The organism is Micromonospora sp. BRA006-A (genome assembly GCF_033433935.1).
GTDB classification, from domain to species: Bacteria; Actinomycetota; Actinomycetes; order Mycobacteriales; family Micromonosporaceae; genus Micromonospora; species Micromonospora aurantiaca.
The window spans coordinates 3,527,469-3,554,326 of the sequence record NZ_JANCLW010000001.1; the positions used below are offsets into that span (position 1 = coordinate 3,527,469).

Annotated in this window: 30 protein-coding genes; 18 read left to right on the forward strand and 12 right to left on the reverse strand. The window is 71.8% G+C overall.

Translation table 11 applies throughout. The annotated features are described in order from the left end of the window. Positions 1–80 precede the first annotated feature (80 nt). Both NMK34_RS15970 and NMK34_RS15975 read right to left on the reverse strand, forming a co-directional pair. Positions 81–1,472, reverse strand: a complete 1,392-nt coding sequence (locus NMK34_RS15970; RefSeq protein ID WP_318334066.1) for an MFS transporter — start codon at positions 1,470–1,472, stop codon at positions 81–83. 20 nt (positions 1,473–1,492) lie between these two features. Beyond that, positions 1,493–2,260 carry a glycerophosphodiester phosphodiesterase family protein gene (locus NMK34_RS15975; protein WP_318334067.1) on the reverse strand — a complete coding sequence of 256 codons (768 nt, stop codon included), beginning with the start codon at positions 2,258–2,260 and terminating at the stop codon, positions 1,493–1,495. A gap of 88 nt (positions 2,261–2,348) precedes the next feature. Here NMK34_RS15975 and NMK34_RS15980 point away from each other — a divergent pair, with 88 nt between their 5' ends. Next, positions 2,349–2,801 (forward strand): helix-turn-helix domain-containing protein, encoded by a 453-nt coding sequence (locus tag NMK34_RS15980; protein ID WP_318334068.1) that lies wholly within the window; start codon positions 2,349–2,351, stop codon positions 2,799–2,801. Next, complete coding sequence (locus NMK34_RS15985) at positions 2,794–3,162, forward strand: DUF4180 domain-containing protein (RefSeq protein ID WP_318334069.1); 369 nt, start codon at positions 2,794–2,796, stop codon at positions 3,160–3,162. The genes NMK34_RS15980 and NMK34_RS15985 overlap by 8 nt, the downstream gene beginning before the upstream one ends. Before the next feature lie 128 nt (positions 3,163–3,290). On the opposite strand, the gene NMK34_RS15990 is transcribed toward NMK34_RS15985, so the two are convergent. Together NMK34_RS15990 and NMK34_RS15995 are read right to left on the reverse strand one after the other, a co-directional pair. Then, complete coding sequence (locus NMK34_RS15990) at positions 3,291–3,932, reverse strand: flavodoxin family protein (RefSeq protein WP_318334070.1); 642 nt, start codon at positions 3,930–3,932, stop codon at positions 3,291–3,293. 62 nt (positions 3,933–3,994) lie between these two features. After that, a complete protein-coding gene (locus tag NMK34_RS15995) occupies positions 3,995–4,762 on the reverse strand; it encodes a lysophospholipid acyltransferase family protein (protein WP_318334071.1) in 768 nt (255 codons plus the stop codon). A gap of 195 nt (positions 4,763–4,957) precedes the next feature. Here NMK34_RS15995 and NMK34_RS16000 point away from each other — a divergent pair, with 195 nt between their 5' ends. Continuing rightward, on the forward strand, positions 4,958–6,367 hold the full coding sequence (locus NMK34_RS16000; protein ID WP_318334072.1) for a cytochrome ubiquinol oxidase subunit I: 1,410 nt from the start codon (positions 4,958–4,960) through the stop codon (positions 6,365–6,367). Positions 6,368–6,384: 17 nt separating this feature from the next. Next, complete coding sequence (cydB, locus tag NMK34_RS16005) at positions 6,385–7,383, forward strand: cytochrome d ubiquinol oxidase subunit II (RefSeq protein ID WP_013286337.1); 999 nt, start codon at positions 6,385–6,387, stop codon at positions 7,381–7,383. Positions 7,384–7,453: 70 nt separating this feature from the next. Here the strand turns inward: cydB and NMK34_RS16010 are convergent, their stop codons facing one another. After that, the gene (locus NMK34_RS16010; protein WP_318334073.1) at positions 7,454–8,140 is read right to left on the reverse strand and encodes a hypothetical protein; all 687 of its coding nucleotides are present in this window, start codon (positions 8,138–8,140) and stop codon (positions 7,454–7,456) included. A gap of 65 nt (positions 8,141–8,205) precedes the next feature. After that, positions 8,206–8,670, reverse strand: coding sequence for a peroxiredoxin (locus tag NMK34_RS16015; protein WP_318334074.1), 465 nt, complete (start codon positions 8,668–8,670; stop codon positions 8,206–8,208). A gap of 90 nt (positions 8,671–8,760) precedes the next feature. On the opposite strand from NMK34_RS16015, the gene NMK34_RS16020 reads away from it, so the two are divergent. Together NMK34_RS16020 and NMK34_RS16025 are read left to right on the forward strand one after the other, a co-directional pair. Next, positions 8,761–9,153 (forward strand): YciI family protein, encoded by a 393-nt coding sequence (locus NMK34_RS16020; protein WP_318334075.1) that lies wholly within the window; start codon positions 8,761–8,763, stop codon positions 9,151–9,153. 19 nt (positions 9,154–9,172) lie between these two features. Next, positions 9,173–10,393, forward strand: coding sequence for an RNA polymerase sigma factor (locus tag NMK34_RS16025; protein ID WP_318334076.1), 1,221 nt, complete (start codon positions 9,173–9,175; stop codon positions 10,391–10,393). 21 nt (positions 10,394–10,414) lie between these two features. Here NMK34_RS16025 and NMK34_RS16030 read toward each other — a convergent pair whose 3' ends face one another. Further along, on the reverse strand, positions 10,415–11,248 hold the full coding sequence (locus NMK34_RS16030) for a patatin-like phospholipase family protein (RefSeq protein ID WP_318334077.1): 834 nt from the start codon (positions 11,246–11,248) through the stop codon (positions 10,415–10,417). A 75-nt stretch (positions 11,249–11,323) separates the two neighbouring features. Here NMK34_RS16030 and NMK34_RS16035 point away from each other — a divergent pair, with 75 nt between their 5' ends. Further along, on the forward strand, positions 11,324–12,052 hold the full coding sequence (locus tag NMK34_RS16035) for an SDR family NAD(P)-dependent oxidoreductase (RefSeq protein ID WP_318334078.1): 729 nt from the start codon (positions 11,324–11,326) through the stop codon (positions 12,050–12,052). Between the two features lie 50 nt (positions 12,053–12,102). On the opposite strand, the gene NMK34_RS16040 is transcribed toward NMK34_RS16035, so the two are convergent. Together NMK34_RS16040 and NMK34_RS16045 are read right to left on the reverse strand one after the other, a co-directional pair. Further along, positions 12,103–12,228, reverse strand: a complete 126-nt coding sequence (locus tag NMK34_RS16040) for an MFS transporter small subunit (RefSeq protein ID WP_256451507.1) — start codon at positions 12,226–12,228, stop codon at positions 12,103–12,105. Further along, on the reverse strand, positions 12,225–13,634 hold the full coding sequence (locus tag NMK34_RS16045; RefSeq protein ID WP_318334079.1) for an OFA family MFS transporter: 1,410 nt from the start codon (positions 13,632–13,634) through the stop codon (positions 12,225–12,227). Before NMK34_RS16045 ends, NMK34_RS16040 begins: the two co-directional genes overlap by 4 nt. Before the next feature lie 180 nt (positions 13,635–13,814). On the opposite strand from NMK34_RS16045, the gene pdxY reads away from it, so the two are divergent. The 7 genes from pdxY (at position 13,815) to NMK34_RS16080 (ending at position 20,730) form a co-directional block, all read left to right on the forward strand. Further along, positions 13,815–14,666 (forward strand): pyridoxal kinase PdxY, encoded by an 852-nt coding sequence (gene pdxY / locus NMK34_RS16050; protein WP_318334080.1) that lies wholly within the window; start codon positions 13,815–13,817, stop codon positions 14,664–14,666. Positions 14,667–14,764: 98 nt separating this feature from the next. Continuing rightward, on the forward strand, positions 14,765–15,229 hold the full coding sequence (locus NMK34_RS16055; protein ID WP_013286348.1) for a helix-turn-helix transcriptional regulator: 465 nt from the start codon (positions 14,765–14,767) through the stop codon (positions 15,227–15,229). A gap of 5 nt (positions 15,230–15,234) precedes the next feature. Next, positions 15,235–15,648, forward strand: a complete 414-nt coding sequence (locus tag NMK34_RS16060; protein WP_318334081.1) for a VOC family protein — start codon at positions 15,235–15,237, stop codon at positions 15,646–15,648. Positions 15,649–15,657: 9 nt separating this feature from the next. Next, a complete protein-coding gene (locus tag NMK34_RS16065; RefSeq protein WP_318334082.1) occupies positions 15,658–16,107 on the forward strand; it encodes a pyridoxamine 5'-phosphate oxidase family protein in 450 nt (149 codons plus the stop codon). A gap of 26 nt (positions 16,108–16,133) precedes the next feature. Next, the gene (locus tag NMK34_RS16070) at positions 16,134–18,509 is read left to right on the forward strand and encodes an excinuclease ABC subunit UvrA (protein WP_318334083.1); all 2,376 of its coding nucleotides are present in this window, start codon (positions 16,134–16,136) and stop codon (positions 18,507–18,509) included. A 70-nt stretch (positions 18,510–18,579) separates the two neighbouring features. Beyond that, complete coding sequence (locus NMK34_RS16075; RefSeq protein WP_318334084.1) at positions 18,580–19,206, forward strand: hypothetical protein; 627 nt, start codon at positions 18,580–18,582, stop codon at positions 19,204–19,206. 537 nt (positions 19,207–19,743) lie between these two features. Next, the gene (locus tag NMK34_RS16080) at positions 19,744–20,730 is read left to right on the forward strand and encodes a tyrosine-type recombinase/integrase (RefSeq protein ID WP_318334085.1); all 987 of its coding nucleotides are present in this window, start codon (positions 19,744–19,746) and stop codon (positions 20,728–20,730) included. On the opposite strand, the gene NMK34_RS16085 is transcribed toward NMK34_RS16080, so the two are convergent. Next, entirely contained in the window at positions 20,720–21,754 is a 1,035-nt protein-coding gene (locus NMK34_RS16085; RefSeq protein WP_318334086.1) for a beta family protein, read from the reverse strand. The genes NMK34_RS16080 and NMK34_RS16085 overlap by 11 nt on opposite strands. Positions 21,755–21,876: 122 nt before the next feature. On the opposite strand from NMK34_RS16085, the gene NMK34_RS16090 reads away from it, so the two are divergent. Both NMK34_RS16090 and NMK34_RS16095 read left to right on the forward strand, forming a co-directional pair. Continuing rightward, entirely contained in the window at positions 21,877–22,890 is a 1,014-nt protein-coding gene (locus tag NMK34_RS16090) for a hypothetical protein (RefSeq protein WP_318334087.1), read from the forward strand. A gap of 93 nt (positions 22,891–22,983) precedes the next feature. Continuing rightward, on the forward strand, positions 22,984–23,850 hold the full coding sequence (locus NMK34_RS16095) for a bifunctional 5,10-methylenetetrahydrofolate dehydrogenase/5,10-methenyltetrahydrofolate cyclohydrolase (protein ID WP_318334088.1): 867 nt from the start codon (positions 22,984–22,986) through the stop codon (positions 23,848–23,850). Positions 23,851–23,853: 3 nt separating this feature from the next. On the opposite strand, the gene NMK34_RS16100 is transcribed toward NMK34_RS16095, so the two are convergent. Further along, positions 23,854–24,633 (reverse strand): endonuclease/exonuclease/phosphatase family protein, encoded by a 780-nt coding sequence (locus tag NMK34_RS16100; RefSeq protein WP_318334089.1) that lies wholly within the window; start codon positions 24,631–24,633, stop codon positions 23,854–23,856. Between the two features lie 174 nt (positions 24,634–24,807). On the opposite strand from NMK34_RS16100, the gene NMK34_RS16105 reads away from it, so the two are divergent. Both NMK34_RS16105 and NMK34_RS16110 read left to right on the forward strand, forming a co-directional pair. After that, positions 24,808–25,581 carry a sulfite exporter TauE/SafE family protein gene (locus tag NMK34_RS16105; protein WP_194803366.1) on the forward strand — a complete coding sequence of 258 codons (774 nt, stop codon included), beginning with the start codon at positions 24,808–24,810 and terminating at the stop codon, positions 25,579–25,581. Then, positions 25,566–26,369 (forward strand): GNAT family N-acetyltransferase, encoded by an 804-nt coding sequence (locus NMK34_RS16110; protein WP_318334090.1) that lies wholly within the window; start codon positions 25,566–25,568, stop codon positions 26,367–26,369. The genes NMK34_RS16105 and NMK34_RS16110 overlap by 16 nt, the downstream gene beginning before the upstream one ends. Here the strand turns inward: NMK34_RS16110 and def are convergent. After that, positions 26,349–26,858 carry a peptide deformylase gene (def, locus tag NMK34_RS16115; RefSeq protein ID WP_113974148.1) on the reverse strand — a complete coding sequence of 170 codons (510 nt, stop codon included), beginning with the start codon at positions 26,856–26,858 and terminating at the stop codon, positions 26,349–26,351. The two genes, NMK34_RS16110 and def, sit on opposite strands and share 21 nt — an antisense overlap.

The following is a 26,858-nucleotide window of genomic DNA, read 5'->3' on the forward strand; positions in this document are numbered from 1 at the left end:
GGCGTCGTCTGTCACGTCGGGGCAGCCTAGTCCATCGACACCACCCGATCAGGCCCCCGATGATCGACGGGCACGGCGGGTCAGAGCACCCGGGGCGGGGTGTTCCCGGCGGCGATGATGGCCCGGCGCATCGGCACGGCGGCCAGCAGCGCGAAGCCGACCACGAAGAAGATCAGCAGCGACACCAGGCCCACCCGGTACGACGAGGTCAGCTGGAAGACCAGGCCGAACGCCAGCGGGCCGAGCCAGCTGGTGCCCTTGTCGCTGATCTCGTAGAAGCCGTAGTACTCGCCCTCCTTGCCAGCCGGGATGAGCTGGCTGAACAGCGAGCGGCTCAGCGCCTGGCTGCCGCCGAGCACCAGGCCGATGCAACCACCGAGGATCATGAACGGTACGGGCGCCTCGGCGGGCAGCCGGAACGCGGCGATGATCACACCGGTCCAGAGCACCAGCGACAGCAGCACGGTCTTCCAGGCGCCGATGCGCTTGGCGAGCGCGCCGAGGGCGAGCGCGCCGCCGAAGGCGAGGAACTGCACCAGCAGGATGGTCACGATCAGGGTGCTCTGCTCCAGCCGCAGTTCCTCGGTGCCGTACTGGCTGGCCAGGGTGATGACGGTCTGGATGCCGTCGTTGAAGACCAGGAAGGCGAGCAGGAAGAACAGCGTCAGCGGGTACGTCTTCAGTTCCCGCAGGGTGCGCCCGAGCTGCCGGAACCCGTCGGTGAGCACGTTGCCGCCCGCCTGCAGGGCTGCGGCGGTGGGGTGCTCGCGCAGCCAGCGCAGCGGGACCAGGGTGAACGCGGCCCACCACACGCCTGCCGACACGATCGACCAGCGGGCCAGGTCCAGCGTGCGCTGGGCGTTGCCCTCCTCGCTGAGCATGGTGACCGCGACCAGGTTCAGCGCGAGCAGCAGGCCGCCGCCGAGGTAGCCGATGGCCCAGCCGCGGCTGGAGATGCCGTCGCGCTCGTCCGGGCCGCCGAGTTGCGGCAGGAACGAGTTGTAGACGACCACGGCGGCGCCGAAGGAGATGTTCGCGATCAGGAACAGCGCGCCGCCGAGCAGGTAGCGCTCGCCGGTTACGAACGCGAACGCGATGGTCGCGCCGGCGCCGGTGAACGCCGCGGCGGCGAGCAGCCGCTTCTTGTGCGCCGACCGGTCGGCGATCGCGCCGATCACCGGCAGCACGAACACGGTGAGGAAGACCGACAGCGAGATCAGGTACGGATAGAACGAGCCGGCGGCGACCTTGATGCCCAGCGGGTACACCGCGCCGTCGCAGCTGTCCGCGCCCAGCTCGCAACCGGCGGCGAGTTCGGTGACCGTGGTGAGGAACGGCCCGAGGAAGACCGTGATGACAGTGGTCTGGAACGCGGAGTTCGCCCAGTCGTAGAAGTACCAGCCGGTGCGCTCGCGGCGGGTGCTGCCCGGTCCGGCGGGGTCGGCGACGGCGGGGGTGACCGTATCGGCCATCGGGGGTCGTCCTCGGGGGCTCAGGCGGCCCAGTGGCCGCGACTGCGATAGACGTCACGGAGCACGCTGACGTGATCGGTCATGATGCCATCCACACCAAGATCAAGTAAGTGGTGCATCTGGGCGGGATCGTCGATCGTCCAGACGTGCACCTGCAACCCGATCCGGTGGCAGTACGCGAGGAACCGCCGGTCCGCCACGGGCACCCGTCCGAAGGTGACAGGCACCTGCGCGGCCACCACCGACGGGGGCAGCCGTAGCGGCCGTCCGTGCAGCGAGGCCAGCCGCAGCCGGGCCACGCCGCGCATGCCGAGGCTGGTGGCGACCTTCGGCCCGGCCAGCGCCCGCAGCCGGGCGAGCCGGGCGTCACTGAACGAGGCGAGCAGCACCCGCTCGCCGGCGCCGGCCCGGGTGACCGTGGCGACGGTGGGCGCCACGCCGCCGTCGGACTTCACGTCGATGTTGAACCGCACCTGCGGCCAGGCGCCGAGCACCTCGTCCAGGCGAGGCACCAGCGCGGCACCGCCGACGCGCACCGAGGACAGGTCGGCCCACCGCAGGTCCGCGATGCGGCCCGGTTCGCCGGTGACGCGGCGCAGCGTCGGGTCGTGGAAGACCACCGGTACGCCGTCCGCGGTGGCGTGCACGTCGGTCTCCATGTACCGGTAACCCAGGGCGACGGCACGGGCGAACGCGGCGGCGGTGTTCTCGTCGCCGTCGGCCGCGCCGCCACGGTGGGCGAACGCCAGCGGCCCGGGCGCGTCGAGGTAGCCGTGACGGGGCTGCACGCGGGCAGTATGCCCGGCCCGGGTGGCCCGCACATGGCCGGGCGGTGAAATTACCTATCGTTACCTATCTTCGCTAGGATAGGGTGCGATGAGTAATGACATGTACTCGGTGGAACAGGTTGCTGACCTGCTCGGCCTGCACGTGCGCACGGTGCGCGGCTACATCCGCTCGGGGCGGCTGCGGGCCACGCGGATCGGCAAGCAGTACCGGATCGCCCGCGCGGACCTGGACGCGCTGACCGGCCGGCCCACTGCGGCCGCTCCGGCGCCGGGGGCGGAGGTGTCCAGCGTCGTTCGCCTCGACGGCGTCGACCGGGCCGCCGCCGACCGGCTCGCCACGCTGGTGCTCGCCGGCGTGAACACCCACCACGACCCGGACCGTCCACTGCGGGTGCAGACGGTCCACGACGAGGAGCGGCACCGCATGACCATGGTGATCCTGGGCGATCTCACCGCCACCGCCGACCTGCTGCGCCTGCTCGACGGAGTGCTCGACGGCGGCAACGGCCTGCTCGGCGGCGGGGAGCGCAGCCGTGACTGACCAGATGCAGGAGCGCGCCGGGGTGCCGGTGCTGGTCTGCGACCCGGACGGCCCGCCGATCGCCACCGAGGCCGACGCGCTGGACCTGATCGGCGCGGCGTTCCTCGGCGCGACAGTGGTGGCGGTGCCGGCCGAGCGGCTCGACCCCGGCTTCTTCACGCTCGGCACGCGCTTCGCCGGTGAGGTGATGCAGAAGTTCGTCAACTACCGGCTGCGCCTGGCGATCGTCGGTGACATCTCCGCGCATCTGGAGCGCAGCGGCGCGCTGCGCGCGCTGGTGGCCGAGTCGAACCGGCACGACCAGGTGTGGTTCGTCCCCGACCTGGCCGCCCTCGACGCCCGGCTGCGCACCACCCCCTGACCCCGCCCTCACCTCGAACTCGCCCCGCTGATCTTGCACTTGCGGCCCTCGTCGAGGGCGGTTGGCCGGATTCGCCGGGGCACCAACTGCAAGATCGGCGGGGAGCAGTGGGGGCGGGGCGTGTCGGGTCAGCCGGACTGGTTGGTGGCGGCGTTGCGGGTTCCGGGGGGCGGGTAGGGCTGCTCCGCGAGCAGCCGGGCCAGGTGGGCGCTGTTGAGCGCCAGCGCGGCGGTGGTGCGGCCCGTCGTGTCGGGTTTGGGCCGGGCGTCGACGTAGTCGGTCTTGTGCAGCGCCTCCCCGACCCAGTAGGTGGCCCCGGCGGCCGGGCAGGTGAACCCCACCTCGTTGAGCGCCTGCTGCACCTCGGCGATGGTGTGGTGCGCGCCGTCCTCGTTGCCGACCACGGCCACCCCGCCGACCTTGCCGTAGGTGCGCAGGCGGCCCTGGTCGTCGGTCTCGGACAGCTCGGCGTCCAACCGTTCGAGGACCATCTTGGTCACCGACGAGGGCTGACCGAGCCAGATCGGCGTGGCGATGATCAGGATCTGGGCGGCGAGCAGCTTGGCGCGGATGGCGGGCCAGCCGTCGCCGTCGCCCTCGTCGACGGAGACCCCGAAGCGCACGTCGTGGTCGACCACCCGGACGATCTCGCCGTCGACGCCCTGCTCGGCCAGCGCGTCGAGCACCTCCTGGCCGAGCACCTGTGAACTGGACGTCGCCGGGGAGCGCTTCAGGGTGCAGTTGAGAACGAGTGCTCGAACAGCGGTCATGACCGGGTCCTCTCCGCGTACGGGATGCGAGGCTTGATACCCGCCACCGCGCCCGGGATGCGTCAGCCGGTACGGCGGCGGTGCGCGCGACTGCCGTCCACCGGGCGGCCGGGGTCGACGTGCCGGGGCCGATCGGGCTCGTCGGGGCGCAGCGGCACCAGGTCGTCGGTGATCGCGTCGATGATCCGGTCGGTGGCCTGCCGGGCCGCGCCGGGGGAGCCCGGCCGCAGGTCGTCCAGCGGCACCGGCGCGCCGAAGTGCACCCGGATGGCGGGCCGGCGGAGGATCGCCCGGGCCACCGCACCCAGCATCCCCTTGGGCGCCCGGTAGGGCAGCACCTCGTGCGAGCCCCACTGGGCGACCGGTACGACGGCGGCGCCGCTGGCGAAGGCGAGCCGGGCGGCGCCGGTCTTGCCCCGCTCGGGCCACATGCCGGGGTCGAGCCCGATGCGTCCCTCCGGGTAGACGAGCACCACCGAACCGCCGGCCACCGCGTGGGCGGCGACCTCCAGCGAGCGGTGCACCGCGGCGGTGCCCCGGTCGACGCGGATGTGCCCGGCGCGGCGCATCAGCGAGCCGATCAGCGGGGCGCGGAACAGGCCGCCGGTGGCCATGATCCGGGGCGCGACGCGCCGGACCCGGCAGGCGGCGGCGAGCACCACGGGGTCGAACGGGCTGATGTGGTTGGCGGCCAGGACCAGCGGGCCGTGGCGCAGCGCGTCCGGCACGTCGCCGGTGACCTCCAGCCGGCCGACCAGCCCGACGACGGCGCGGGCGAGCGTCTGCGCGCCCCGCCACAGCAGCGGCGCACGCCAGGGGGTGCTGTTCATCAGTGGTGGATGGTCCCACGAGCCGGGGTGACCCGGGTGCCCGGCACGGGTGATCCCGGGACCGCAGGTCCTCCGGCAAGGGTGATCAGGGTCATTGGTCCCGGGCCGGGTGGGGCCCTGCGGCCCTGCTGCTTTCGCTACGACGCCGAGTAGTATCTACTACGTCTCGTAGTATGCACAGCTGGGGGTTTTCAGGTGGACGCGTTGGACGTCGCCCGCTGGCAGTTCGGTGTCACCACCGTCTACCACTTCTTGTTCGTGCCGTTGACCATCGGCCTGTCCGTGCTGGTGGCGATCCTCCAGACCATGTGGCACCGCACCGGCAACGAGCGGTACCTCAAACTCACCAAGTTCTACGGCAAGCTCTTCCTGATCAACTTCGCGATGGGTGTGGTCACCGGCATCGTGCAGGAGTTCCAGTTCGGCATGAACTGGAGTGACTACTCCCGGTTCGTCGGTGACATCTTCGGGGCGCCGCTGGCCATCGAGGCACTGGTGGCGTTCTTCCTGGAGTCCACGTTCATCGGCCTGTGGATCTTCGGCTGGGACCGGCTGCCCAAACGCCTGCACCTGGCCGCGATCTGGGCCGCCGCGATCGGCACCAACCTGTCGGCGTACTTCATCCTCGCCGCCAACTCGTTCATGCAGAACCCGGTCGGCTTCCGGATCAACCCGGACAGCGGCCGCGCCGAGCTGACCGACTTCGTCGCCGTGCTCACCAACAAGGTCGCCCTGGTCACCTTCCCGCACACCCTGGCCGGCGCGTTCCTGGTCGCCGGGTCGCTGATGGTCACCGTCGGCCTGTGGCACGTGATGCGCAACCGCGACAGCGCCGACACCGGCGCGTACCGCTTCGCCACCAAGCTCGGCTCCTGGGTCGTCCTGATCTCGTCGGCGCTTGTCATCCTCACCGGCGACATCCAGGGCAAGATCATGACCGAGGTGCAGCCGATGAAGATGGCCGCCGCCGAGGGCCTCTACACCACCGAGAGCCCCGCCTCGTTCTCCGTGCTCACCGTCGGCAGCCTCGACGGCAGCCGCGAGCTGTTCGCCGTCAAGATCCCGTACCTGCTGTCGTTCCTCGGCACCGGCGACCCCAACGGCACCGTCCAGGGCATCAACGACCTCCAGGCCCAGTACGCCAGCCAGTACGGCCCCGGCAACTACGCCCCGATCATCCCGGTCACCTACTGGAGCTTCCGCTTCATGATCGGCTTCGGGCTGGCCGCCGCCGCGATCGCGCTGCTGGTGCTGTGGAGCCAGCGCAAGGGCCGCACCCCCACCAGCAAGTGGCTGCTGCGCGCCGGCCTGGTCATGCCCGTGCTGCCGCTGCTCGCCAACTCCTTCGGCTGGATCTTCACCGAGATGGGCCGCCAGCCGTGGATCGTCTTCGGCGAGATGCTCACCCGCGACGGCGTGTCCCGCAGCGTCTCCCTGACCGAGGTGCTCACCTCCTTCACCGCGTTCACCCTCATCTACGCCGTCCTCGCGGTGGTCGAGTTCAAACTGCTGGTCCGCTACGCCCGCGCCGGCGTACCGGACGTTACCCCTCGGTCCGACGACGACACCGACGACGCCGAGCGCCCGCTGGCGTTCGCCTACTGACACCCCGGAGCCCAACCGTGGAACTGACGACCGTCTGGTTTCTCCTCGTAGCAGTGCTCTTCACCGGCTACTTCATCCTCGAAGGCTTCGACTTCGGCGTCGGGATGCTGCTGCCGGTGCTCGGCCGCGACGACAGGCAACGCCGCGTCCTGATCAACACCATCGGCCCGGTCTGGGACGGCAACGAGGTGTGGCTGATCACCGCCGGCGGCGCCATGTTCGCCGCCTTCCCCGAGTGGTACGCCACCCTGTTCTCCGGCTTCTACCTGCCGCTGCTGCTCATCCTGCTGGCCCTGATCGCCCGCGGCGTCGCCTTCGAGTACCGCCACAAGCGGCCCGAGGCGTCCTGGAAGCGCCGCTGGGACCAGGCCATCTTCTGGGGCTCGGCGATCCCGGCCGTGCTGTGGGGCGTGGCGTTCGCCAACATCTTCCGCGGCGTGCCGCTGGACGCCGACCACGAGTACGTCGGTGGCCTGCTCGACCTGCTCAACCCGTACGCGCTGCTCGGTGGCCTGACCACGCTGGGGCTGTTCCTCACCCACGGCGCGGTGTTCCTGGCGCTCAAGACCACCGGTGACATCCGGGAGCGCGCCGGCGCCCTCGCCGTCAAGCTCGGCGTCGGCACCGCCGTCGCGGCCGTGGCGTTCCTGAGCTGGTCGCTGAGCATCCGCTCCAGCGCCGCCGCCGTCGTGCTCGCCGTCGGCGCCGCCCTCGCCCTGCTCGGCGGTCTGGCCGCGGCCAAGGTACGCCGGGAGGGCTGGGCGTTCACCGGCACCGCCGTGGCGATCGCGCTGGCCGTGGCGACGCTGTTCGCCGCGCTGTTCCCGAACGTGATGCCGTCCACCCTCGACGCGGCCGGCACGCTCACCGCCACCAACGCCGCGTCCACCCCGTACACCTTGAAGATCATGACCTGGGTGGCTGTGGTGTTCACGCCGATCGTGCTGGCGTACCAGGGTTGGACGTACTGGGTGTTCCGCCGCCGGATCGGGGTACAGAACATTCCGCAACACTGATCGACCTGTGGGCGCAGGGGCGCGGGGCCGGTGCGAGGGGGTCGCACCGGCCCCGCGGGGCGTTGAGCGGTCAGCGCGCCTCGCGCAGCTCCGCCAGCCGCGCCTCGATCTCGGCCAGCTCGGCGCGCAGCTTCTCCGCCTGCTGCTCGGCCTCGGCCCGCTCGGCGGCCAGGATCTGCTCCACCGCCTCCTGCACCCCGGGCACGTCGACAAGCGCCACCATTCGCAGCGCCTCGGCCGGCTTCACCACGTACGGCCGGGCCAGCGCCTTCGTGCCCTGCTGCGCGGCCACCGTCCACTCACCCTCGGCGTAGGCGAGCGTCACGGTCAGCCCCGGCGGGGTCTTCGGCTTCGCGGCCTTCACGGCCCGCTTCGCCGGCTTCGGCTCCGCCTGCGGCTGCTCGGTCTTCGGCTCCTCCCGCCGCGGCGCCGGCACCCGCGGGGTGTCCAGCACGAACTCCGGCTCTGGCGCGGCCGGCGGCTGCTCCGGTTCCGGCTTCGCCTCGGCGGCCGGACGCCGCCCGGCACCCTTCGGGGCGATCGCCACGTCGGCGGGGGAGAAGGGCAGCTCGTCGCGGCCGAACCGCACCACCACGAACTCCTCCGACGCCGCCGGGTCGGTCAGCTCCACCACCTGCCCGATCTGCCCGGCCATCTGCCCGGCCGCCTCGGTGAACACCACCCGGGGCTTGCGGCCCGCCGCAAGGGCCTCCCGGATTCCCTGAATCTCGTCAGTGGACAAACCCTGACCCGCCATCACGCCCTCTTCCGTACACCTGTTTGACGCAGCCTTGATACCAGCCGGCTGCGACACCGCGATGATCAGCCCCCGAGGGCCCGCAGCGCCGCGTCGGCGTGCTCGTTCATGCTCAGCTCGCTGTGCACCACCGCGAGGATCCGCCGGTCCGTGCCGATCACGAACGTCATCCGCCGGGTGCTCAGCGCGCCCAGCGGCAACCGCCGCCGCACCCCGAACGCCCGCGCGACCTCGCCGTCGACGTCGGACAGCAGCGGATAGCCGAGCCCGTGCCGGCGGGAGAACTCCGCCTGCCGCTGCACCGGATCCCGGCTGATCCCCACCCGAGACGCGCCCACCGCCGCGAACTCCGCCGCCAGGTCCCGGAAGTGGCAGCTCTCCGCCGTGCAGCCCCGCGTCATCGCCGCCGGATAGAAGAACAGCACCACCGGACCGGCGGCCAGGAACTCCGACAGCCGCCGTGGCGTGCCCGTCTCGTCCGGCAGCGTGAAATCCTCGACCAGGTCACCGACACCCACCGCGTCACTCATGACGCGAGGATATGTAGACATCGGCGATCCCGCTCCGTCGTACCCGGCGAGCGGCGGGGAGGCACCGCCGCACGACGCGAAGGACCGACAGTGAAGTACGTGATCATGATCCACTCCAACCCGGAGCCTTGGGGCCACCCCACCTCCGAATACCTCGCCGCCCACCAGGAACTGCCCGCCGACGTACGCGAACGGCTCAACGCCGACTTCGAGCAGGTGATGACCGAGCTGCACGCAAACGGTGAGCTGGTCGTCGGCGAGGCGCTCGCCGACCCCCGCACCGCCCGGCTCTACCGGTGGGCCGACGGCGCACCGCTGGCCACCGACGGCCCGTACTCCGAGGCCAAGGAACACCTCGCCGGCTTCTTCCTCATCGACGTCGAGAACCAGGCTCGCGCCGAAGCCGTCGCCGCGAAGTTCGCCGGCCCCGGGGAGACCGTCGAACTGCGGCCCTCGATGTGGCCGGGCGGGTCCGATCAGTAACGCCCCGCCCCTCGCGGACGTGTGGCGCCGGGAGGCGCCGCACGTCCGCGCCGCGCTGCTGCGCCGCTACGGGCACCCCGACGCCTGCGAGGACGCCCTGCAGGACGCGGCGGAGGCGGCCGCCGCCCGGTGGCCGCTCACCGGCGTGCCCGACGAACCCCGCGCCTGGCTCATCCGGGTCGCCTCGCGACGGCTGATCGACCGGATGCGCGCCGAGGAGGCCCGCACCCGCCGCGAACGGCTCGACGCCGCCCGGCAACCCGACGCAGGCCGCGTACCGCCCGTCGACGACACCCCCGTGGCCGGGGACGACGACACGCTGCGGCTGCTGTTCCTGTGCTGCCACCCGGCGCTGAGCCGCCCCTCCCAGGTCGCGCTGACCCTGCGCGCGGTCGCGGGACTGCGCGTGGAGCAGATCGCCGCCGCCTACCTGGTACCGGCCCGGACCATGACGCAGCGGCTGAGCCGGGCCCGCGCGACGCTACGCGAGGCGGACGCCCGGTTCACCATGCCGCCGCCGGACGCGCTGCCCGACCGGGTGGCCGCCGTCCTGGACGTGTGTCACCTGGTGTTCAGCGAGGGCTACACCCGAACCTCCGGCGACCAGCTCGTCGACGTGGAACTCGCCGAGGAGGCGATCCGGCTCACCCGCCAGGTCCACGCGGCGCTGCCCGGCCACCACGAGGTCACCGGCGCGCTGGCGCTGATGCTGCTCACCCACGCCCGATCACCGGCCCGCACCGACGCCGCCGGTGACCTCGTACCGCTGGCCGACCAGGACCGCTCCCGCTGGCGCGGCGACCTCATCGACGAGGGCGTCACGCTGCTCGGCCGGGCCCTGCCCCACGGCCCGGTGGGCCGCTACCAGCTCCAGGCGGCCATCGCCGCCGTCCACGCCGAGGCACCGGCCTTCCCGGACACCGACTGGCTGCAGATCAGCGTCCTCTACGACATGCTGAGCCGGGTCGCCCCCAGCCCGTTCGTCACGCTCAACCAGGCCGTCGCGGTGGCCATGGCACACGGCCCCGCCGTCGGGCTGGCCCTGCTCGACCCGCTGCTGGCCGACCCGGCGATGCGCGGCCACCACCGGCTGCACGCCGTCCGCGCCCACCTGCTGGAACTCCACGGCGACCCACACGCCGCCGCCGAGCACTACCGGCTGGCCGCCCGGCTCACCGGGAGCCTGCCCGAACAGCGCTACCTCAACCGGCGGCTGGCCCGCCTGACCGGCGACTCCTGATCCGTTCGGCGGCCGCCGCCGTCAGCGCCACACTGCGGCCACCTCGTCGGCCACCGCATCGGCCTGCGCGAAACCCGCCCGCGCCGACGCCGCCCGACGGGCCGGGTCCAGCACGTTGCGGCCGATCGCCGTCCGCGCCGCCCGGTCCGGCGACACCACCGCCACCCGCGCCCCCGCCTCCCGCAACGCCGCCACCTGCGCCGACAGCCGCGGCATCGGCCCCACCGCCGCGCGCGTCGGCGCCAGCACCACCACCTGCCCGCACCCGGCCGCCAGGTCCGCGTTCACCGGCGAGCGGACCCCGCCGTCGACGTAGCGCCGGCCGCCGACTGTGACCGGCGGCCACACCCCCGGCACCGCGCAACTCGCGCCGACCGCGTCCACCAGCGGCACCCCGCTGTCCGCGTCGAACACCACGAACTCACCGGAGGTCGCGTCCACGGCGGTGACCAGCAGCCGCGCCGCCGGCCACTCCGGCGACGGCAACCGCGCCGCGATCACCGCCCGCCGCGACTGCTCCGACGGGGTACGCGCCGACAACGCCATCGCGCCGATACGTGCCCGGGCCCGCGCCGAGTCCCGGCCCCGCCCACCGGCCCACGCCCAGCGCAACAGCACGCCCGTCCCGAGCCGCGCCGGCACCTCCTCGCGGGGCGGCCGCAGCTGCGCCTCGTACAGCTGCGCCGGCGGCGTACCCGACCGCACCTGCGCCCCGACCACCGACCCGGCCGACGTACCCACCACCAGATCCGCCTCGTCGAACCGCAGGCCGTGCCCGGCCAGCCCGGCCAGCAGACCCAACTCCCAGGCCACCCCGGTCACCCCGCCGCCACCCAGCACCAACGCGCGCCCCATGTGACAGTCCTCTCCACCCCGGATGGTCCCGCCCACGGTAACGTCGCCCCCACCGCACGACAGGGGAGAAGGGCATTGACCTCCGTCACCATCGTCACCGGGGGAGGACGCGGCATCGGCGCGGCCACCGCCCGCCGGCTCGCCGCCGACGGCCACGACCTGGTCATCGGCTACCGCGCCGACCACACCGCCGCCGAGGCGGTGGCCGCCGACGTGCGCGCCGCCGGCCGCCGCGCGGTCACCGTCGCCGCCGACACCACCGACCCCGAGCAGGTACGCCGCATCTTCGACGCCGCCGACCGGCTCGGCCCGCTCACCGGCCTGGTCAACAACGCCGGCGTCACCAGCCCGATCGGCCCGTTCACCGACCTGCGCGTCGACGACCTGCGCGAGGTCGTCGACGTCAACCTCATCGGGTACGTGCTGTGCGCCCAGCAGGCGGCCCGCCGGCTCACCCACGGCGGCGCCATCGTCAACGTCTCCTCCGTGGCCGCCACGCTCGGCTCACCCGGCGAGTACGTCCACTACGCCGCCGTCAAGGCCGCCACCGACACCCTCACCGTCGGGCTCGCGAAGGAACTCGCGCCGCACGGCGTCCGCGTCAACGCCGTCGCCCCCGGCATCATCCGCACCACCATCCACGCCCGCTCCGGCGCACCCGACCGCCCCGACACCGCCGCGAGCCGGATCCCGATGGGCCGCGCCGGCGAACCCGAAGAGGTCGCCGGCGCGATCGCGTACCTGCTCGGACCGGACGCCTCGTACACCACGGGTGCGGTCCTGCGCGTCGGCGGCGGTCTCTGACCCGGCGGCGGCCCGGGAATCCCCACCCCCGGGCCGCCGCGTCGCGTCTCCTACTGGGTGAACAACTTCGCCGCCGTGATGAGCGTCTGCACCACCCCGTAGCCCAGCAGCGCCGACACCACCAGCCACGACACCACCAGGCGGACCTGCTGCCCGCCTCCGCTGCGCTCGTTCACGATCCGCTCCTCTCCGTGGCCCCCTGCACCGACTCGTCCCGCCCCGACGCGGGCTCGTGGTAGCGCTGCGGCACCGGCCGCACCAGCAGGTTCGCCACCAGACCCACCGCCAGCACCCCGACCATCGTGAACAACGCCGGCCGGTACGCCGCCGCGGTCAACGTGCCCGGCTCGCCCTGCGCGTCGAGGAACGCGTTGACGATCAGCGGCCCGGCCACGCCCGCCGCCGACCACGCGGTCAGCAGCCGGCCGTGGATCGCACCCACCTCGAACGTGCCGAACATGTCCCGCAGGTACGCCGGAACGGTCGCGAACCCGCCACCGTAGAACGACAGGATCACGGCCGCCAACAGCACGAACAACGCCGTCGAGGTCTGCCCCACCAGCGCCAGCAGCAGGTACAGCACCATGCCCACACCCAGGTACACCACGTAGATCGGCTTCCGGCCGATCACGTCCGACGTGGACGACCACACGAACCGGCCCGCCATGTTGAACAGCGACAGCACTCCCACGAACCCGCCTGCGGCCGCCACCGACACCGCCGAGGTGCCGTTGTCGCGGAAGAAGTCCTGGATCATCGGGCTGGCCTGCTCCAGGATGCCGATACCCGCCGTCACGTTGCAGAACAACACCACCCACAGCAGCCAGAACGACCGCGTCCTCACCGCGTTCGCCGTCGACACGTTCGCCGTCGTCACCAGCGGCTTCTCCGCCACCCTCGCCGGGTCGAAACCGGCCGGCCGCCAGTCCGGCGCCGGCACCCGCACGTTGAACACCCCGAACATCATGACCACGAAGTAGCCGACGCCGAGCGTCACGAACAACCACACCAGCGCCGACTCCGACGCCGTGGAACCGCTGTTCGCCGGGTCGTAACCCGGGTCGAAGAACGACAGCAACTGCCGGGACAGGGGAGAGGCCACCATCGCCCCACCGCCGAACCCCATGATCGCCAGCCCGGTCGCCAGACCCGGCCGGTCCGGGAACCACTTGATCAACGTGGAGACGGGGGAGATGTACCCGATCCCCAGACCGATCCCGCCCAGCACCCCGTACCCCAGATACAGCAACCACAACTGCCCGGTCGCGATACCCAGCGCCCCCACCAGGAACCCCGCCGCCCAGAAACACGCCGAGACGAACATCGCCTTACGCGGCCCGTTCGCCTCCACCCACGTACCGGCCACCGCGGCCGACAACCCCAGCATCACGATCGCGATGCTGAAGATCACCCCGACCGCCGTCTGACCGGTGTCGAAATGCGCGATCAGGGAGTTCTTGTACACGCTCGTGGCGTAGACCTGCCCGATACACAGATGGATCGCCAGCGCCGCCGGAGGAATCAGCCAGCGGCTGTACCCCGGCGGCGCGACGGTGTGCCGACGATCGAGTGCGGAAAGCATCAGCGCTTCCTCCGTCCAGATGGCGAGAACACCCCGGTTCATGCCCCCACCGCACGCTGCGCCCAAACCCGCCACGCGCCCGGCGGTCGAAACCCTGAGCCGAACGGTCAACCCCCGCCCCGGCCCGTCATCACCCCACCACCAGCAGTCATCCCCGGCCGGAGATGCGACGATGACCAGGTGAAGATCCTGTCCATCCAGTCGTCGGTCGCCTACGGCCACGTCGGCAACTCCGCCGCCGTGTTCCCGCTGCAACGCCTCCGGCACGAGGTCTGGCCGGTCCTGACCGTGCACTTCTCCAACCACACCGGCTACGGCGCCTGGCGCGGCCCCATGCTCGCCCCCACCGACGTCGCCGACGTCATCGCCGGCATCGAGGACCGAGGCGTGCTCGGCACCGCCGACGCCGTCCTCTCCGGCTACCAGGGCGACCCCGCCGTCGGCGCCGTCATCCTCGACGCCGTCGCCCGCGTCAAGGCCGCCAACCCGGCCGCCCTCTACTGCTGCGACCCGGTCATGGGCGACGTCGGCCGCGGCATGTACGTCCGCCCCGGCATCCCCGAATACCTCCGCGACACCGTCGTCCCACGCGCCGACATCGTCACCCCCAACCAGTTCGAGCTGGAATTCCTCGCCGGCCGCACCACCGACACCATCGACGACCTGCTCGCCGCCGTCGACGCCGTCCGCGCCACCGGCCCCCGGCACGTCCTGGTCACCAGCGTCCTGCACGGCGACCTGCCCGCCGGCCACCTGGAAGTCGTCGCCGTCTCCGACGACGGCGCCTGGGCCGTCACCACCCCGCTGCTGCCGATCGCCCCCAACGGCGGCGGCGACGTCACCGCCGCCCTCTACCTCGCCCACCTCGCCACCACCGGCTCACCCCAGACCGCCCTGGAACGCACCACCAACTCGATCTACGCCGTACTCGAGGCCACCCTCGAAGCCGGCACCCGCGAACTGCAGATCGTCGCCACCCAGGACGCCATCGCCGACCCACCCACCCGCTTCACCGCCCGCCGGCTGCGCTGACCGCCGCGCGGGTGCACCTGCCGGGCGGGTGCACCCGCGCCGCGACTCGCCGCTCGAACAGGTGGACGACCCCACCGCCCACCAGGCAGGATGCGGACGTGCCACCGCACCCGGCAACCGACGACCCCGCGTTCGCCCAACGCCTGCGCGACCTCACCCGGCTACGCCGCGTCCGCGACCGCATCGACCGCGAATACGCCAAACCCCTCGACGTCGAAGCCCTCGCCCGCGGCGAACACATGTCCGCCGGCCACCTCAGCCGCCAGTTCCGCCAGACCTACGGCGAATCCCCGTACGCGTACCTCATGACCCGCCGCATCGAACGCGCCATGGCCCTGCTGCGCCGCGGCGACCTCAGCGTCACCGACGTCTGCTTCGCCGTCGGCTGCCAGTCCCTGGGCACCTTCAGCACCCGCTTCACCGAACTCGTCGGCGAACCGCCCAGCGCCTACCGCGCCCGCCACGCACCCGACACCGCCGAACCACCACCCTGCCTCACCAAACAAGCCACCCGACCGATCAGGAATCGAGAAGCCCGCACCGGCCGACCACCACTAGCGTGACCACCATGACGATCACCATTCACTACGCGTTCCTGCCCCACACCGACGCCGACGCCGCCATCGCCTTCTACCGCGACACCCTCGGCTTCGAACTCCGCAACGACGTCGGCCAGGGCGACACCATGCGCTGGCTCACCGTCGGCCCACCCGACCAGCCCGAGACCGGCATCGTCCTGCACCCGCCAGCCGTCGACCCCGGCATCAGCGACGACGAACGCCGCACCATCCTCGAACTCATCGCCAAGGGCAGCTACGGCGCACTCACCCTCGCCACCGACGACCTCGACGGCCTGTTCGACCGCCTCCAAGCAGCCGGCGCCGACGTCGTCCAGGAACCCACCGAACAGCCCTACGGCGTCCGCGACTGCGCCTTCCGCGACCCCACCGGCAACCTCATCCGCATCAACGAGCGGCGCTGACCCCACCCCATGACCGACGCGCCCCGCACCCGCGCCCAGCGCCGCCACGACACCACACACCGCCTCGACCACGACATCGACTGCTGGGTCGCCACCGCCGACCCCGACGGCACCCCGTACCTCGTGCCCCTGTCCTTCGACTGGGACGGCCACACCCTGCTCGTCGCCACCCCGGCCGACAGCCCCACCGGCCGCAACCTCGCCGGCGGCCACGCCCGCGTCGGCCTCGGCCCCACCCGCGACGTCACCATGATCGACGGCCACGTCGAAACCCTCACCATCGACGCCCTGCCCACCGACCGAGGCGACCGCTTCGCCACCCGAACCGGCTTCGACCCCCGTACCCTGACCACGCCCTACCACTGGTACCGCATCACCCCACACCGCATCCAGGCATGGCGCGAAGCCGACGAACTACCCGGCCGCACCCTGATGCGCGACGGCAACTGGCTCGACTGACACCCGCACCACCGGACGGAGACACAATGAGCAAGGCCACCACCGGCCTGCACCACGCCGACAGCCACGACGTCATCCGCGTCCACGGCGCCCGCGAGAACAACCTGCGCAACGTCGACGTGGAGATACCCAAACGCCGCCTCACCGTCTTCACCGGCGTCTCCGGCTCCGGCAAGAGCTCACTGGTCTTCGGCACCATCGCCGCCGAGTCCCAGCGCCTCATCAACGAGACCTACAGCGCCTTCGTCCAGGGCTTCATGCCCACCCTGTCCCGCCCCGAAGTCGACGTCCTCGAAGGCCTCACCACCGCCATCATCGTCGACCAGGAACGCATGGGCGCCGACCCCCGCTCCACCGTCGGCACCGCCACCGACGTCAACGCCATGCTCCGCATCCTGTTCAGCCGCCTCGGCGACCCCCACATCGGCCCACCCAACGCCTACTCCTTCAACGTCCCCTCCGTCCGCGCCGCCGGCGCCATCACCGTCGACCGCGGCCCCGGCAAGACCCAGACCAAGAAGGGCACCTTCAACCGCCTCGGCGGCATGTGCCCCCGCTGCGAGGGCCGCGGCACCGTCACCGACTTCGACCTCACCGTCCTCTACGACGAGAAGCTCTCCCTCAACGAGGGCGCCATCACCATCCCCGGCTACAGCATGGACGGCTGGTTCGGCCGCATCTTCCGCTCCAGCGGCCTGTTCGACCCCGACAAGCCCATCCGCGACTACACCAGAAGCGAACTCGACGACCTGCTCCACAAGGAACCCACGAAGATCAAGGTCGACGGCATCAACCTCACCTACACCGGCATCATCCCCACCATCACCAAGTCGATGCTCGCCAAGGACGTCGACGCCATGCAGCCCCACATCCGCGCCTTCGTCGAACGCGCCATCACGTTCACCGCCTGCCCCGACTGCGACGGCACCCGGCTCGCCCCCGAAGCCCGCTCCTCGAAGATCAACGGCATCAACATCGCCGACGCCTGCGCCATGCAGATCAGCGACCTCGCCACCTGGGTACGCGACCTGCACGAACCCTCCGTCGGCCCGCTGCTCAAGGCGCTGGGGGACACCCTCGACTCCTTCGTCGAGATCGGCCTCGGCTACCTCAGCCTCGACCGCCCCGCCGGCACCCTCTCCGGCGGCGAGGCCCAGCGCACCAAGATGATCCGCCACCTCGGCTCGTCCCTCACCGACGTCACCTACGTCTTCGACGAACCCACGATCGGCCTGCACCCGCACGACATCGCCCGCATGAACAACCTCCTGCTCCAACTGCGCGACAAGGGCAACACCGTCCTCGTCGTCGAACACAAACCCGAGACCATCGCCATCGCCGACCACGTCATCGACCTCGGCCCCGGCGCCGGCACCGCCGGCGGCACCATCTGCTACGAAGGCACACTCGCCGGCCTGCGCGCCAGCGACACCACCACCGGCCGCCACCTCGACGACCGCGCCACCCTCAAGGAGAAGCTGCGTACGCCCACCGGCGCCCTGCCGATCCGCGGCGCCCGCACCCACAACCTGCGCGACGTCGACGTCGACATCCCCCTCGGCGTCCTGGTCGTCGTCACCGGCGTCGCCGGCTCCGGCAAGAGCAGCCTCATCCACGGCTCACTGGCCAAACGTGAGGACGTCGTCAGCATCGACCAGACCGCCATCCGCGGCTCCCGCCGCAGCAACCCGGCCACCTACACCGGCCTGCTCGACCCCATCCGCAAGGCCTTCGCCAAGGCCAACGGCGTCAAACCCGCCCTGTTCAGCGCCAACTCCGAAGGCGCCTGCCCGACCTGCAACGGCGCCGGCGTCATCTACACCGACCTCGGCATGATGGCCGGCGTCGCCAGCACCTGCGAGGACTGCGAAGGCAAGCGGTTCCAGCCCGCCGTCCTCGACTACCACCTCGGCGGACGCGACATCAGCGAGGTCCTCGCCATGTCCGTGGACGAAGCCGAGACGTTCTTCAGCGACGGCGACGCCCGCACCCCGGCCGCCCACACCATCCTCGACCGGCTCGCCGACGTCGGCCTGGGCTACCTCACGCTCGGTCAACCCCTCACCACCCTGTCCGGAGGGGAGCGGCAGCGGCTCAAGCTCGCCACCCGGATGGGGGACAAGGGCGGCGTGTACGTCCTGGACGAACCCACCACCGGCCTGCACCTGGCCGACGTCGCCCAACTGCTCGGCCTGCTCGACCGGCTCGTCGACGCCGGGAAGTCCGTCATCGTGATCGAGCACCACCAGGCCGTCATGGCGCACGCCGACTGGATCATCGACCTCGGCCCGGGCGCCGGACACGACGGCGGCCGGATCGTGTACGAGGGCACCCCGGCGGATCTCGTGGCGGCCCGGTCGACGCTCACCGGCGAACACCTGGCCGACTACGTCGGCGCCTGATCGCCGTACCGGCAGCAGGGGAGAGGCGCGGGTCAACACCACCGTCGGCCTGCGCCTCTACTCTCGGCCGGTGAGCTTCAGCGCCTTCGCCCGCCGCGTCCGCGACCCGGCGCTGCCGCACCAGCGCCGGGTCTCCGCACTACGCTCGTGCGTGCAGCTGTACCGCCCAGTCGGCTTCGAGGCGACACTCAGCTTCCTCGAAGAGCTGGCCGGACCGTTCCGGCGTGACGAGGCGGCGCTGCTTCGGGCGCTGGAGCATCTCGCGGCGAGCCGCCGCCTCTGGCACGAGGATCTACAGTGCTACGCCGCCGAACGCCGCACCGCGAAGCAGCTCGGCCACCGGACACCGAGGCGCGCTGATCGAAACCCCAACCTGGGCCCGACGATCTGGTACGAAGCTGCGCAGCGAGCGGCACTGCACGCGCTGAACCACTGGCAGCGCAGCCGGCTGCTCGCGGGCGACGACCCGGGCGCGCGGGAGATCGGCAGCTCGGTGTCCGCCTGCCTCGCGAGCGGCGGGCCTTTGACCGCCGAGCAGCATGAGCGACTCGACGACGCGGTACAGCAGGTGCGGCAGCGTGTCGGCGGACGGCTCTACGAGGAGGACGCGCGGGCGTACTTCCGTGCGCGAGACCTGCTGCGCGTGGCCGCGCTCGTCAGGGACGCGGCGACGAACGAAGGCGCGAAGCCTGCCTGAGCGCCTGATCATTCGAATTCGATAATGTACATTATGTCAAGTAACGCTGAGGCGAGAGCTCCCCGAGGGCCCGCGCGAGGCAGGTGACCGCCTTTGCGGGCCTTCGGGGGCGCCGGAGTGTCACGCAGTCACCGCTGTCGTGCCGCCGGGCCGTGTGCTCAACCTGGCGAGCGTTGGCAGCGGCAGCGAGCTCGCCGCGAGCCGGCTCACGCCTCCAGACACGATGTCGCCGCCGTTGCGTCCAGGCACCGATCACCGGGCCGGCCCACCCACCGGCCGACCCGAGCATCCCCCGCCGAATCCCACCTCACTCCACCCACCGTCCGGCGATCATGAAGCTGGCGGCGACAGATCAGACAGCACTCCCGGTCAACCTCATGATCGGCGGCGCTGCCGCCAGTTCGCCGACGTGGCTGCATCGGAGCACTGGGGTTACCTCCATCTCGGCGAGATGGAGTTGATCAAGGCGTTGGTCGCCCCTGCTCCCCTGATGTGGGCTTCCTGGCTGGAACGCGAGAATCATGCATAATATCCCTTATGCATGACAAACCGGACGAAACGGTGGGGGCCCTGATTGAGGAGTTCCTGACCGCCCGGGCCACCCGTAAGCCCTCCCCCCACACCCTGGCCGCGTACCGGAGGGATCTGACCACGGTGGCCGAGCTGGTCGCCACCGACGGTGACGCCTCTCCCCTGCACGTACCCGTCAGCGCCCTCTCCCCCAGGGTGATGCGCGCGGCGTTCGCGCGGTTCGCCGCTCCCCGGGCCGCCGCGTCGGTCCATCGTGCCTGGTCGACGTGGAACAGCTTCTTCACGTTCCTGGTCGCGGAGGGTGTCGTACCGGGGAATCCGATGCCGGCGGTGGGGCGGCCCCGCACGCCTCTCCCCCGGCCCAAGCCGCTGCGGGGCGAGGACACCCCGGAGGAGTTGCTGGCGGCGGTGGCCCGGGCGGAGGGCCGGCAGCGTGACCCGTGGCCGGAGCGCGACCTGGCGGTGCTGGCGCTGGCGTTGTGCGCGGGGTTGCGGCTTTCGGAACTGCTGGCGCTGCGGGTGTCGTCGGTGGCCGGGCGCGACGGTGAGCGGCGGGTGGACGTGGCGGGTAAGGGCGGACGGCCGCGTACGGTGCCGATCGAGGACGGCGTCGACCGGGTGATTGCGGGTTACCTGGACAGCCGGCGGTACCGGTTCGGGTCGCGCAGCGTGCGGCCGGATTCGCCGTTCCTGGTGGATCGTCAGGGTGAGGCGTTGCGTCGGGGTGGGCTGCAGTACCTGGTGGAGTCGTGTTACCGGCGGGCGGGCATCGGTGACCGGGTGCCGCGGGGTGCGCGGTTGCACGCGTTGCGGCACACGTTCGCGACGCGGCTGGCGGAGGACGGGGCGAGCGCGGCGGAGATCATGCGGTTGCTGGGGCATGCGTCGTTGGCGTCGTCGCAGACGTACATCGAGGTGACGGCGGGTCAGCAACGGGCTGCGGTGGCGGCGAACCGTACCAACCGGGCGTTGTCGGGATTGGTCAAGCGATAACTGTCAGGCCGAGTTGGCCGGCGACGTACGACAGGTGGTGTGACGTCGCCCAGGCGATCCATTGGGTGGCGGTGCCGGGGCCGGCGTGGCGGGCGGCGCGCAGGGCGATCTGCTCGTCGCCCCAGGAGAAGTGACGCCCGGTGGGCGGCCAGTGGTCGGCGGATACAAGGGCCTGGCAGATGTCGTAGATGCCGGTGTTGCCGCTGTCCATGCCGTCGCCGGGCGCACGGTAGGTCCACCAGGTGTCCTGGTGGGTGTAGCGGATGTTGGGTGCTGGCCCTCGGCGTCCCGAGCCGGCGCCGGGGTGAGTGACGCCGTAGTCGGCGAACTGGATGTCATGGTCCTTGAGCCGCTGCCAGAGGTCGAAGTCCCGCCTGCGGAGCGGGATCGCGGTGCCGGCTGGCACGTGGGAGATCGTGGCGGGCATTGCTCCGGCGGCGACGACGACCGCCTTCCAGGGGTGGCGTCCGGCCCACACGAGGTGTTTGCGAACGAGGGGCTCGGCTGTCGTGAGGTGCCGGTCGGATGCCACCTCGGCGACGTCGATGACGAGGGTGCAGTTCTCGGGTCGCAGTTCGGTGGCGGATAGGACGTGGCTCAGTCGTGCGTCGGTTTCGGCGTCGTCCGGTTCGGTGTGGCCGGCGGCGAGCCGGAGAACGCCGCCGTAGGGCGCGGCGGCGTAACGGACGTCGGCCAGTTGCGCGGGGGTGTCGTTCAGGTGGGCGACGGGCAGCGCGGGGATCCCCCACGGGTGCAGGTCGTCGGCGATGTCGCGGAGTGGCCGGCGGGTGCCGGTGGTGGGCTCGGGGAGGTGGCGCACGTCGACGGCGATGGCCATGTCACGCGGGATGCTGTCCTGTGCGCGTCGGCTGAAGATGCATGCGTCGGTGATCGGACCCTGCTTGGAGGGTGGCAGGTCGAAGATCGGGAGGATGTGTGGTGCGAGTTCGTCGGGGACGTGGCTGACGGCCTGGAGTTCGGCTTGGCGTCCTTTGAGGATCGGGTGGTAGCCCGTCATTCGCATCGCCCCACACGATTTCGACGACAGTCACTTACGTCGATATTCCACGTTCTGTGCCCGATCGACAACCGTCCGTATCCGGAATGGGTCTGCCGGTGCGCTGCCGGGCTGGCAGGATCGGGCGGATGCGGGTGGGTGCGGCGCGGGCGGTGGCGCTCGGGTGGGTGCGGGAGCGGATGCGCGTCGATCCGTCGATCGAGGGCGCGTTGTTCAGTGGGTCGACTGTGGGGTTGCCGGACGACGCGGTGCTGCCAGTGTGGTCGGACGTGGACGTGTTGCTGGTGCGCCGGGAGCCCGGTGTGAAGGTGGGCAAGTTCGTGCACCGTGGGGTGCTGCTGGAGGTCAGCACGATCACGTGGGCGGAGTTGGGCGGCCCGGAGGATGTGCTGGGGTCGTGGGTGTTCGCGCCGATGTTCCGTACCGATGGGGTGATCGCGGATCCGTCGGGGCGGCTGGCGGCGGTGCGGGAGCGGGTGGCGGCGGGGTTCGCGGATCCGGTGTGGGTGCGGGCGCGGTGCGCGGGGGTGCGGCGGCGCATCGAGGCCGGCCTGCGGGCGGTCGACGCCGAATCGCCGGCCGCGGAGCAGGTGCTGGCGTGGGTGTTTCCGACGTCGTTGCTGGCGGTGTGGCCGGCGGTGGCGGGGCTGGCGGATCCGACGGTGCGGCGGCGGTATGTGCGGGCGGAGCGGGTGTTGTCGCGGTTCGGGTTCGCGGATCGGTACGGGGGCCTGCTGGACACGCTCGACGGCGGCGGTGTGGATGCGACGCGGGTGCGGGAGCATCTGGCCGGGTTGGCGGTGGTGTTCGACGAGGCGTCGCGGTCACCGCGGGAGGGGTTCGCGTTCGGGGCGGACCTTGGTGCGGCGGGGCGGCCGGTGGTGTTCGACGGTGCGGCTGAGCTGATCGAGGCGGGGCGGCATCGGGAGGCGATGTTCTGGGTGCTGGTGACGTACGCGCGGTGTCATGTGGTGTTGGGCCAGGTGGCGCCGGAGCGGGAGCGGGCGTTCGGGGCGGTGCTGGCGGATCTGGGTGTGACGTCGGCGGCGGATCGGCGGCGGCGGGCGGACGGTCTGCTGGCGGCGCTGCCGGGTTGGCAGGCGGTGGTGGATGCGGTGGCGGCGGAGGCTGTGGCAGGCTGAGAAGGAACGCGACTGGCGGCACGGGGATGGGTGAACCATCGGGGAGCTCGTCGCGGGGGTCGACCGCCTGGGCCTCCGCGGGCGAGGTGTCGTATGTCTTCTGCGCGGTTGCTGCCGGGTGCCCCGGTGGCGGAGCGGGTGTTGTCGGAGGTCGCCGCGTCGGTGGCGGAGCTGCGTGCGGCGGGGGTGACGCCGGCGCTGGCGACGGTGCTGGTGGGTGACGACGATGCGAGCGCGGGTTATATCCGGATCAAGCAACGCCAGGCGGCGGAGCTGGGTTTCGTGTCGCCGCACGTGCATCTGCCGGCGTCGGCGTCGCAGGCGGATCTGCACGCGGTGCTGGCGGAGTTCAACGCGGACAAGACGGTGCACGGGGTGCTGGTGCAGTATCCGATTCCGGGTCGTCTGGACTACGACCGGGCGTTGGCGGCGCTGGACCCGGACAAGGACGTGGACGGGGTGCATCCGGTGAACATGGGTCGGCTGGCGTTGGGGTTGCCGGGTCCGTTGCCATGTACACCGGCGGGGATCGAGGCGTTGCTGGCGTTCCACGGTGTGCCGGTGGCGGGCCGGGAGGTGGTGATCCTGGGCCGGGGTGCGACGTTGGGGCGGCCGCTTGCGATGTTGCTGGCGCAGAAGCGGCCGACGGCGAACGCGGCGGTGACTGTGGTGCACACGGGGGTGGCGGACTGGCCGCGGTACACGCGGCGGGCGGAGATCCTGATCGCGGCGGCGGGGGTGCCGGGGATCGTGCAGCCGGAGCATGTGCGTCCGGGTGCGGTGGTGGTCGGTGGCGGGGTGCGGTACGAGGGGCGGCGGTTGCTGCCGGACGTGGACGAGTCGTGCGCCGAGGTGGCGGGTGCGATCACGCCGCGTGTGGGCGGGGTGGGTCCGACGACGGTGGCGATGTTGTTCCGTAACGCGGTGGACGCGGCGCGGCGGCAGAGCGGGTTGGGCTGAGCGTCAGCCGAGGTCGACGACGAGGGGCCGGTGGTCGGAGATGGTGGCCAGCGGTGTGTGGACGGCGGTGACGGGTGGGAGCCGGTCGAGGCCGTGCCGGTCGGCGAGGATGTGGTCGAGTTGGACGCGGGGTTGCCCGGCCGGGTAGGTGGGGCGCCTTGCGAGGGGCCGCCAGCGGGTGAGCGCGGCGGCGGGTCCGGCGGGCAGGTTGAGGTCGCCGAGCAGGATCCGGGGTGCGGGCAGGGTGCGCAGGACGCGGACGACGCGGCGTAGTTGCCAGACGTTCCAGCCGGGCACGAAGGACAGGTGGGTGGCGGCGACGGTGAGGGGGCCGTGGGGGGTGTCGAGGACGGCGGCGAGCACGACGCGGGGTTCGTCGCGGAGCAGGACGAGTCCGCCGCCGGGGCCGGGTGCGTAGATGGGTGAGCGGACGGGTGCGGCGCGCAGACGGGTGACCTGCCAGGAGCGGACGGGGTGGCGGCTGATCAGGCCGATGCCGTAGAGGGGTTCGCCGTGGCCGTCGTCGTCGTGGGTGAGGGGGCGGAACTGTTCGCCGGGGGTGCCGACGACGGCGGCGGCGAAGCGGTGGTGGTCGGCGTGCAGGGCGCGGGCGGCCACGGCGGTGAGGTCGAGTCTGCCGCTGCGGGTCTGGTCGCGGTCGACTTCCTGGAGGGCGAGGACGTCGGCGTCGAGGTCGGTGACGGCGGCGGTGAGCCGGTCGGGGTCGACGAGCCCGTCGGTGAGGGATCGGCCGTGCAGCAGGTTGAAGGTGGCCAGGCGCACCTGGACACCCTACGTCGTCGTGGGAGTCTTGCCGGGTGCTGAAACTGTTGTGCTGTTCGATGCTGGTGTTCGTGGCGGTGGGGTCGGCCGGGGTGTGGTTGCGGCGTCGCCGGGGGCGGTGAGGCTGGCCACAGGGGGCCTTGTCGCTGGTGGTGGCGTGGGCAGAATGCGGCGGTGGATGCCCTGTCGTTGACGACGTTGCTGACCGCTGCCCTGCTGGCCGGGTGGGTGGACGCGGTGGTGGGTGGCGGTGGTCTGTTGTTGTTGCCGGCGTTGCTGGTGGCGGCGCCGGGTGTGCCGGTGGCGACGGCGTTGGGCACGAACAAGCTGGCGGCGATCTTCGGTACGTCGACGGCGGCGGTGACGTATGCGCGGCGGACGAAGCTGGATTGGGCGGTGGCGGGTCCGGCGGCCGGGTTGGCGGTGCTGACGGCGGGGTTGGGTGCGGCGTTGGCGGGTGCGGTGCCGGGTAGCGCGTACCGGCCGGTGGTGCTCGTGGTGCTGGTGGCGGTGGCGGTGTTCGTGCTGGCGCGGCCGTCGCTGGGTGTGGTGGCGTCGCCGCAGCGGCGGACCCCTCGGCGGGTGGTGGTGGCGGTGGCGGTGGCCGGTGTGGGCATCGCCCTGTACGACGGGTTGATCGGGCCGGGTACGGGGACGTTCCTGGTGTTGGCGTTCACGGCGATTCTGGGTTCGGATTTCGTGCACGCGTCGGCGATGGCGAAGGTGGTCAACGCGGGCACGAATCTGGGTGCGCTCGTGGTGTTCGGGTTGACCGGGCACGTGTGGTGGGCGTTGGGTGCGGCGATGGCGGTGTGCAACGTGGTGGGGGCGGCGGTGGGCGCGCGGATGGCGTTGCGGCGGGGTGCCGGGTTCGTGCGGGTGGTGCTGCTGGTGGTGGTGCTGGCGTTGGTGGCCCGGTTGGGTTATGACCAGTGGATGGCGGGCTGATCGCGGTGGCGGTGCGGGCGGAGCACGACCGGGCGGTGCTGGCGGGTCTGCTGGGCCGGGATCCGGTGTTGCACGCGTACCAGTTGGGTGATCTGGACGATTTCTTCTGGCCGTACACGTCGTGGTTCCGGCGTGGCGACCAGGTGGTGTTGCTGTATCACGGGGTGGAGTTGCCGACGTTGCTGGCGTTCGCGGCGCCGGATCGGGTGCCGGAGTTGGCGGGGTTGCTGGCGGAGGCGGCGCCGGTGTTGCCGGCGCGGATGTGGGCGCACCTGTCCCCCGGTCTGGAGGCGGCGGTGGGCCGCTGGTTCGTGGTGTCGGAGGCGGCGGCGCATCACCGGATGGCGTTGACGGATCCGGGGCGGCTGGCGGCGGTGCCGGCGGTTGGTGAGCCGTTGGGGCCGGCGGACGCGGCGGAGCTTTCCGGGTTGTACGCGGTGGCGTATCCGGGGAACTGGTTCGATCCGCGGATGCTGGACACGGGCCAGTACGTGGGGGTACGGGAGCACGGTCGGCTGGTGGCGGTGGCGGGGGTACACGTGTTCTCGCCGCGGTGGCGGGTCGCGGCGCTGGGGAATGTGACGACGCATCCGGAGGCGCGGGGTCGTGGTCTGGGTGCGGGTGTGGTGGCGGCGTTGTGCGCCCGGCTGCGCGTGTCGGTGGATCATGTGACGTTGAACGTGCGGGCGGACAACGTGGCGGCGGTGCGGTTGTACGAGCGGCTGGGGTTCTCCCGGGTGGCCGGGTTCACCGAGTGCGCGTTGACGTCAGCGGCCGCGGCTGGGTGAGTCGAACCGGCCGGCGCGGATCTCGCGCAGGGCGCGGCGGCGGGTGTCTCCGCGCAGGGTGTCGACGTAGAGGCGCCCGCGCAGGTGGTCGGTCTCGTGTTGCAGGGCGCGGGCGAGGAAGCCGCTGCCGGTGACGGTGAGCGGTTCGCCGTGCTGGTCGTAGCCGTGTGCGGTGGCGTGCAGCGCGCGGGGGGTCGGGAAGTACAGGCCGGGGATGGACAGGCAGCCCTCCTCGTCGTCCTGGAGCTCGTCGGACAGCTCCAGCGTGGGGTTGATCATGTGGCCGCGCCGGCCGTCGGCGTCGTAGACGAACACCTGGGCGTTGACGCCGATCTGGGGTGCGGCGACGCCGGCGCGGCCGGGTGCGCCGAGCAGGGTGTCCATCAGGTCGGTGACGAGGGCGCGCAGTTCGGCGTCGAAGCTGGTGACGGGTTCGCTGGGGGTGCGCAGCACGGGGTCGCCGATGATCCGGATCGGGCGCATAGTCAT

Excerpts from the sequence above, each read along its gene's own strand:
- NMK34_RS16030 (WP_318334077.1), bottom strand. The coding sequence starts at position 11,248 with ATGGGGCGCGCGTTGGTGCTGGGTGGCGGCGGGGTGACCGGGGTGGCC.
- NMK34_RS15970 (WP_318334066.1), bottom strand. The coding sequence starts at position 1,472 with ATGGCCGATACGGTCACCCCCGCCGTCGCCGACCCCGCCGGACCGGGC.
- NMK34_RS16010 (WP_318334073.1), bottom strand. The coding sequence starts at position 8,140 with ATGGCGGGTCAGGGTTTGTCCACTGACGAGATTCAGGGAATCCGGGAG.
- NMK34_RS16060 (WP_318334081.1), top strand. The coding sequence starts at position 15,235 with ATGACGATCACCATTCACTACGCGTTCCTGCCCCACACCGACGCCGAC.
- NMK34_RS16080 (WP_318334085.1), top strand. The coding sequence starts at position 19,744 with ATGCATGACAAACCGGACGAAACGGTGGGGGCCCTGATTGAGGAGTTC.
- NMK34_RS16090 (WP_318334087.1), top strand. The coding sequence starts at position 21,877 with ATGCGGGTGGGTGCGGCGCGGGCGGTGGCGCTCGGGTGGGTGCGGGAG.
- def (WP_113974148.1), bottom strand. The coding sequence starts at position 26,858 with ATGACTATGCGCCCGATCCGGATCATCGGCGACCCCGTGCTGCGCACC.
- NMK34_RS16065 (WP_318334082.1), top strand. The coding sequence starts at position 15,658 with ATGACCGACGCGCCCCGCACCCGCGCCCAGCGCCGCCACGACACCACA.
- NMK34_RS16095 (WP_318334088.1), top strand. The coding sequence starts at position 22,984 with ATGTCTTCTGCGCGGTTGCTGCCGGGTGCCCCGGTGGCGGAGCGGGTG.
- NMK34_RS15990 (WP_318334070.1), bottom strand. The coding sequence starts at position 3,932 with ATGACCGCTGTTCGAGCACTCGTTCTCAACTGCACCCTGAAGCGCTCC.
- NMK34_RS15980 (WP_318334068.1), top strand. The coding sequence starts at position 2,349 with ATGAGTAATGACATGTACTCGGTGGAACAGGTTGCTGACCTGCTCGGC.
- NMK34_RS16070 (WP_318334083.1), top strand. The coding sequence starts at position 16,134 with ATGAGCAAGGCCACCACCGGCCTGCACCACGCCGACAGCCACGACGTC.
- NMK34_RS16085 (WP_318334086.1), bottom strand. The coding sequence starts at position 21,754 with ATGCGAATGACGGGCTACCACCCGATCCTCAAAGGACGCCAAGCCGAA.
- NMK34_RS16045 (WP_318334079.1), bottom strand. The coding sequence starts at position 13,634 with ATGCTTTCCGCACTCGATCGTCGGCACACCGTCGCGCCGCCGGGGTAC.
- NMK34_RS15995 (WP_318334071.1), bottom strand. The coding sequence starts at position 4,762 with ATGAACAGCACCCCCTGGCGTGCGCCGCTGCTGTGGCGGGGCGCGCAG.
- NMK34_RS16015 (WP_318334074.1), bottom strand. The coding sequence starts at position 8,670 with ATGAGTGACGCGGTGGGTGTCGGTGACCTGGTCGAGGATTTCACGCTG.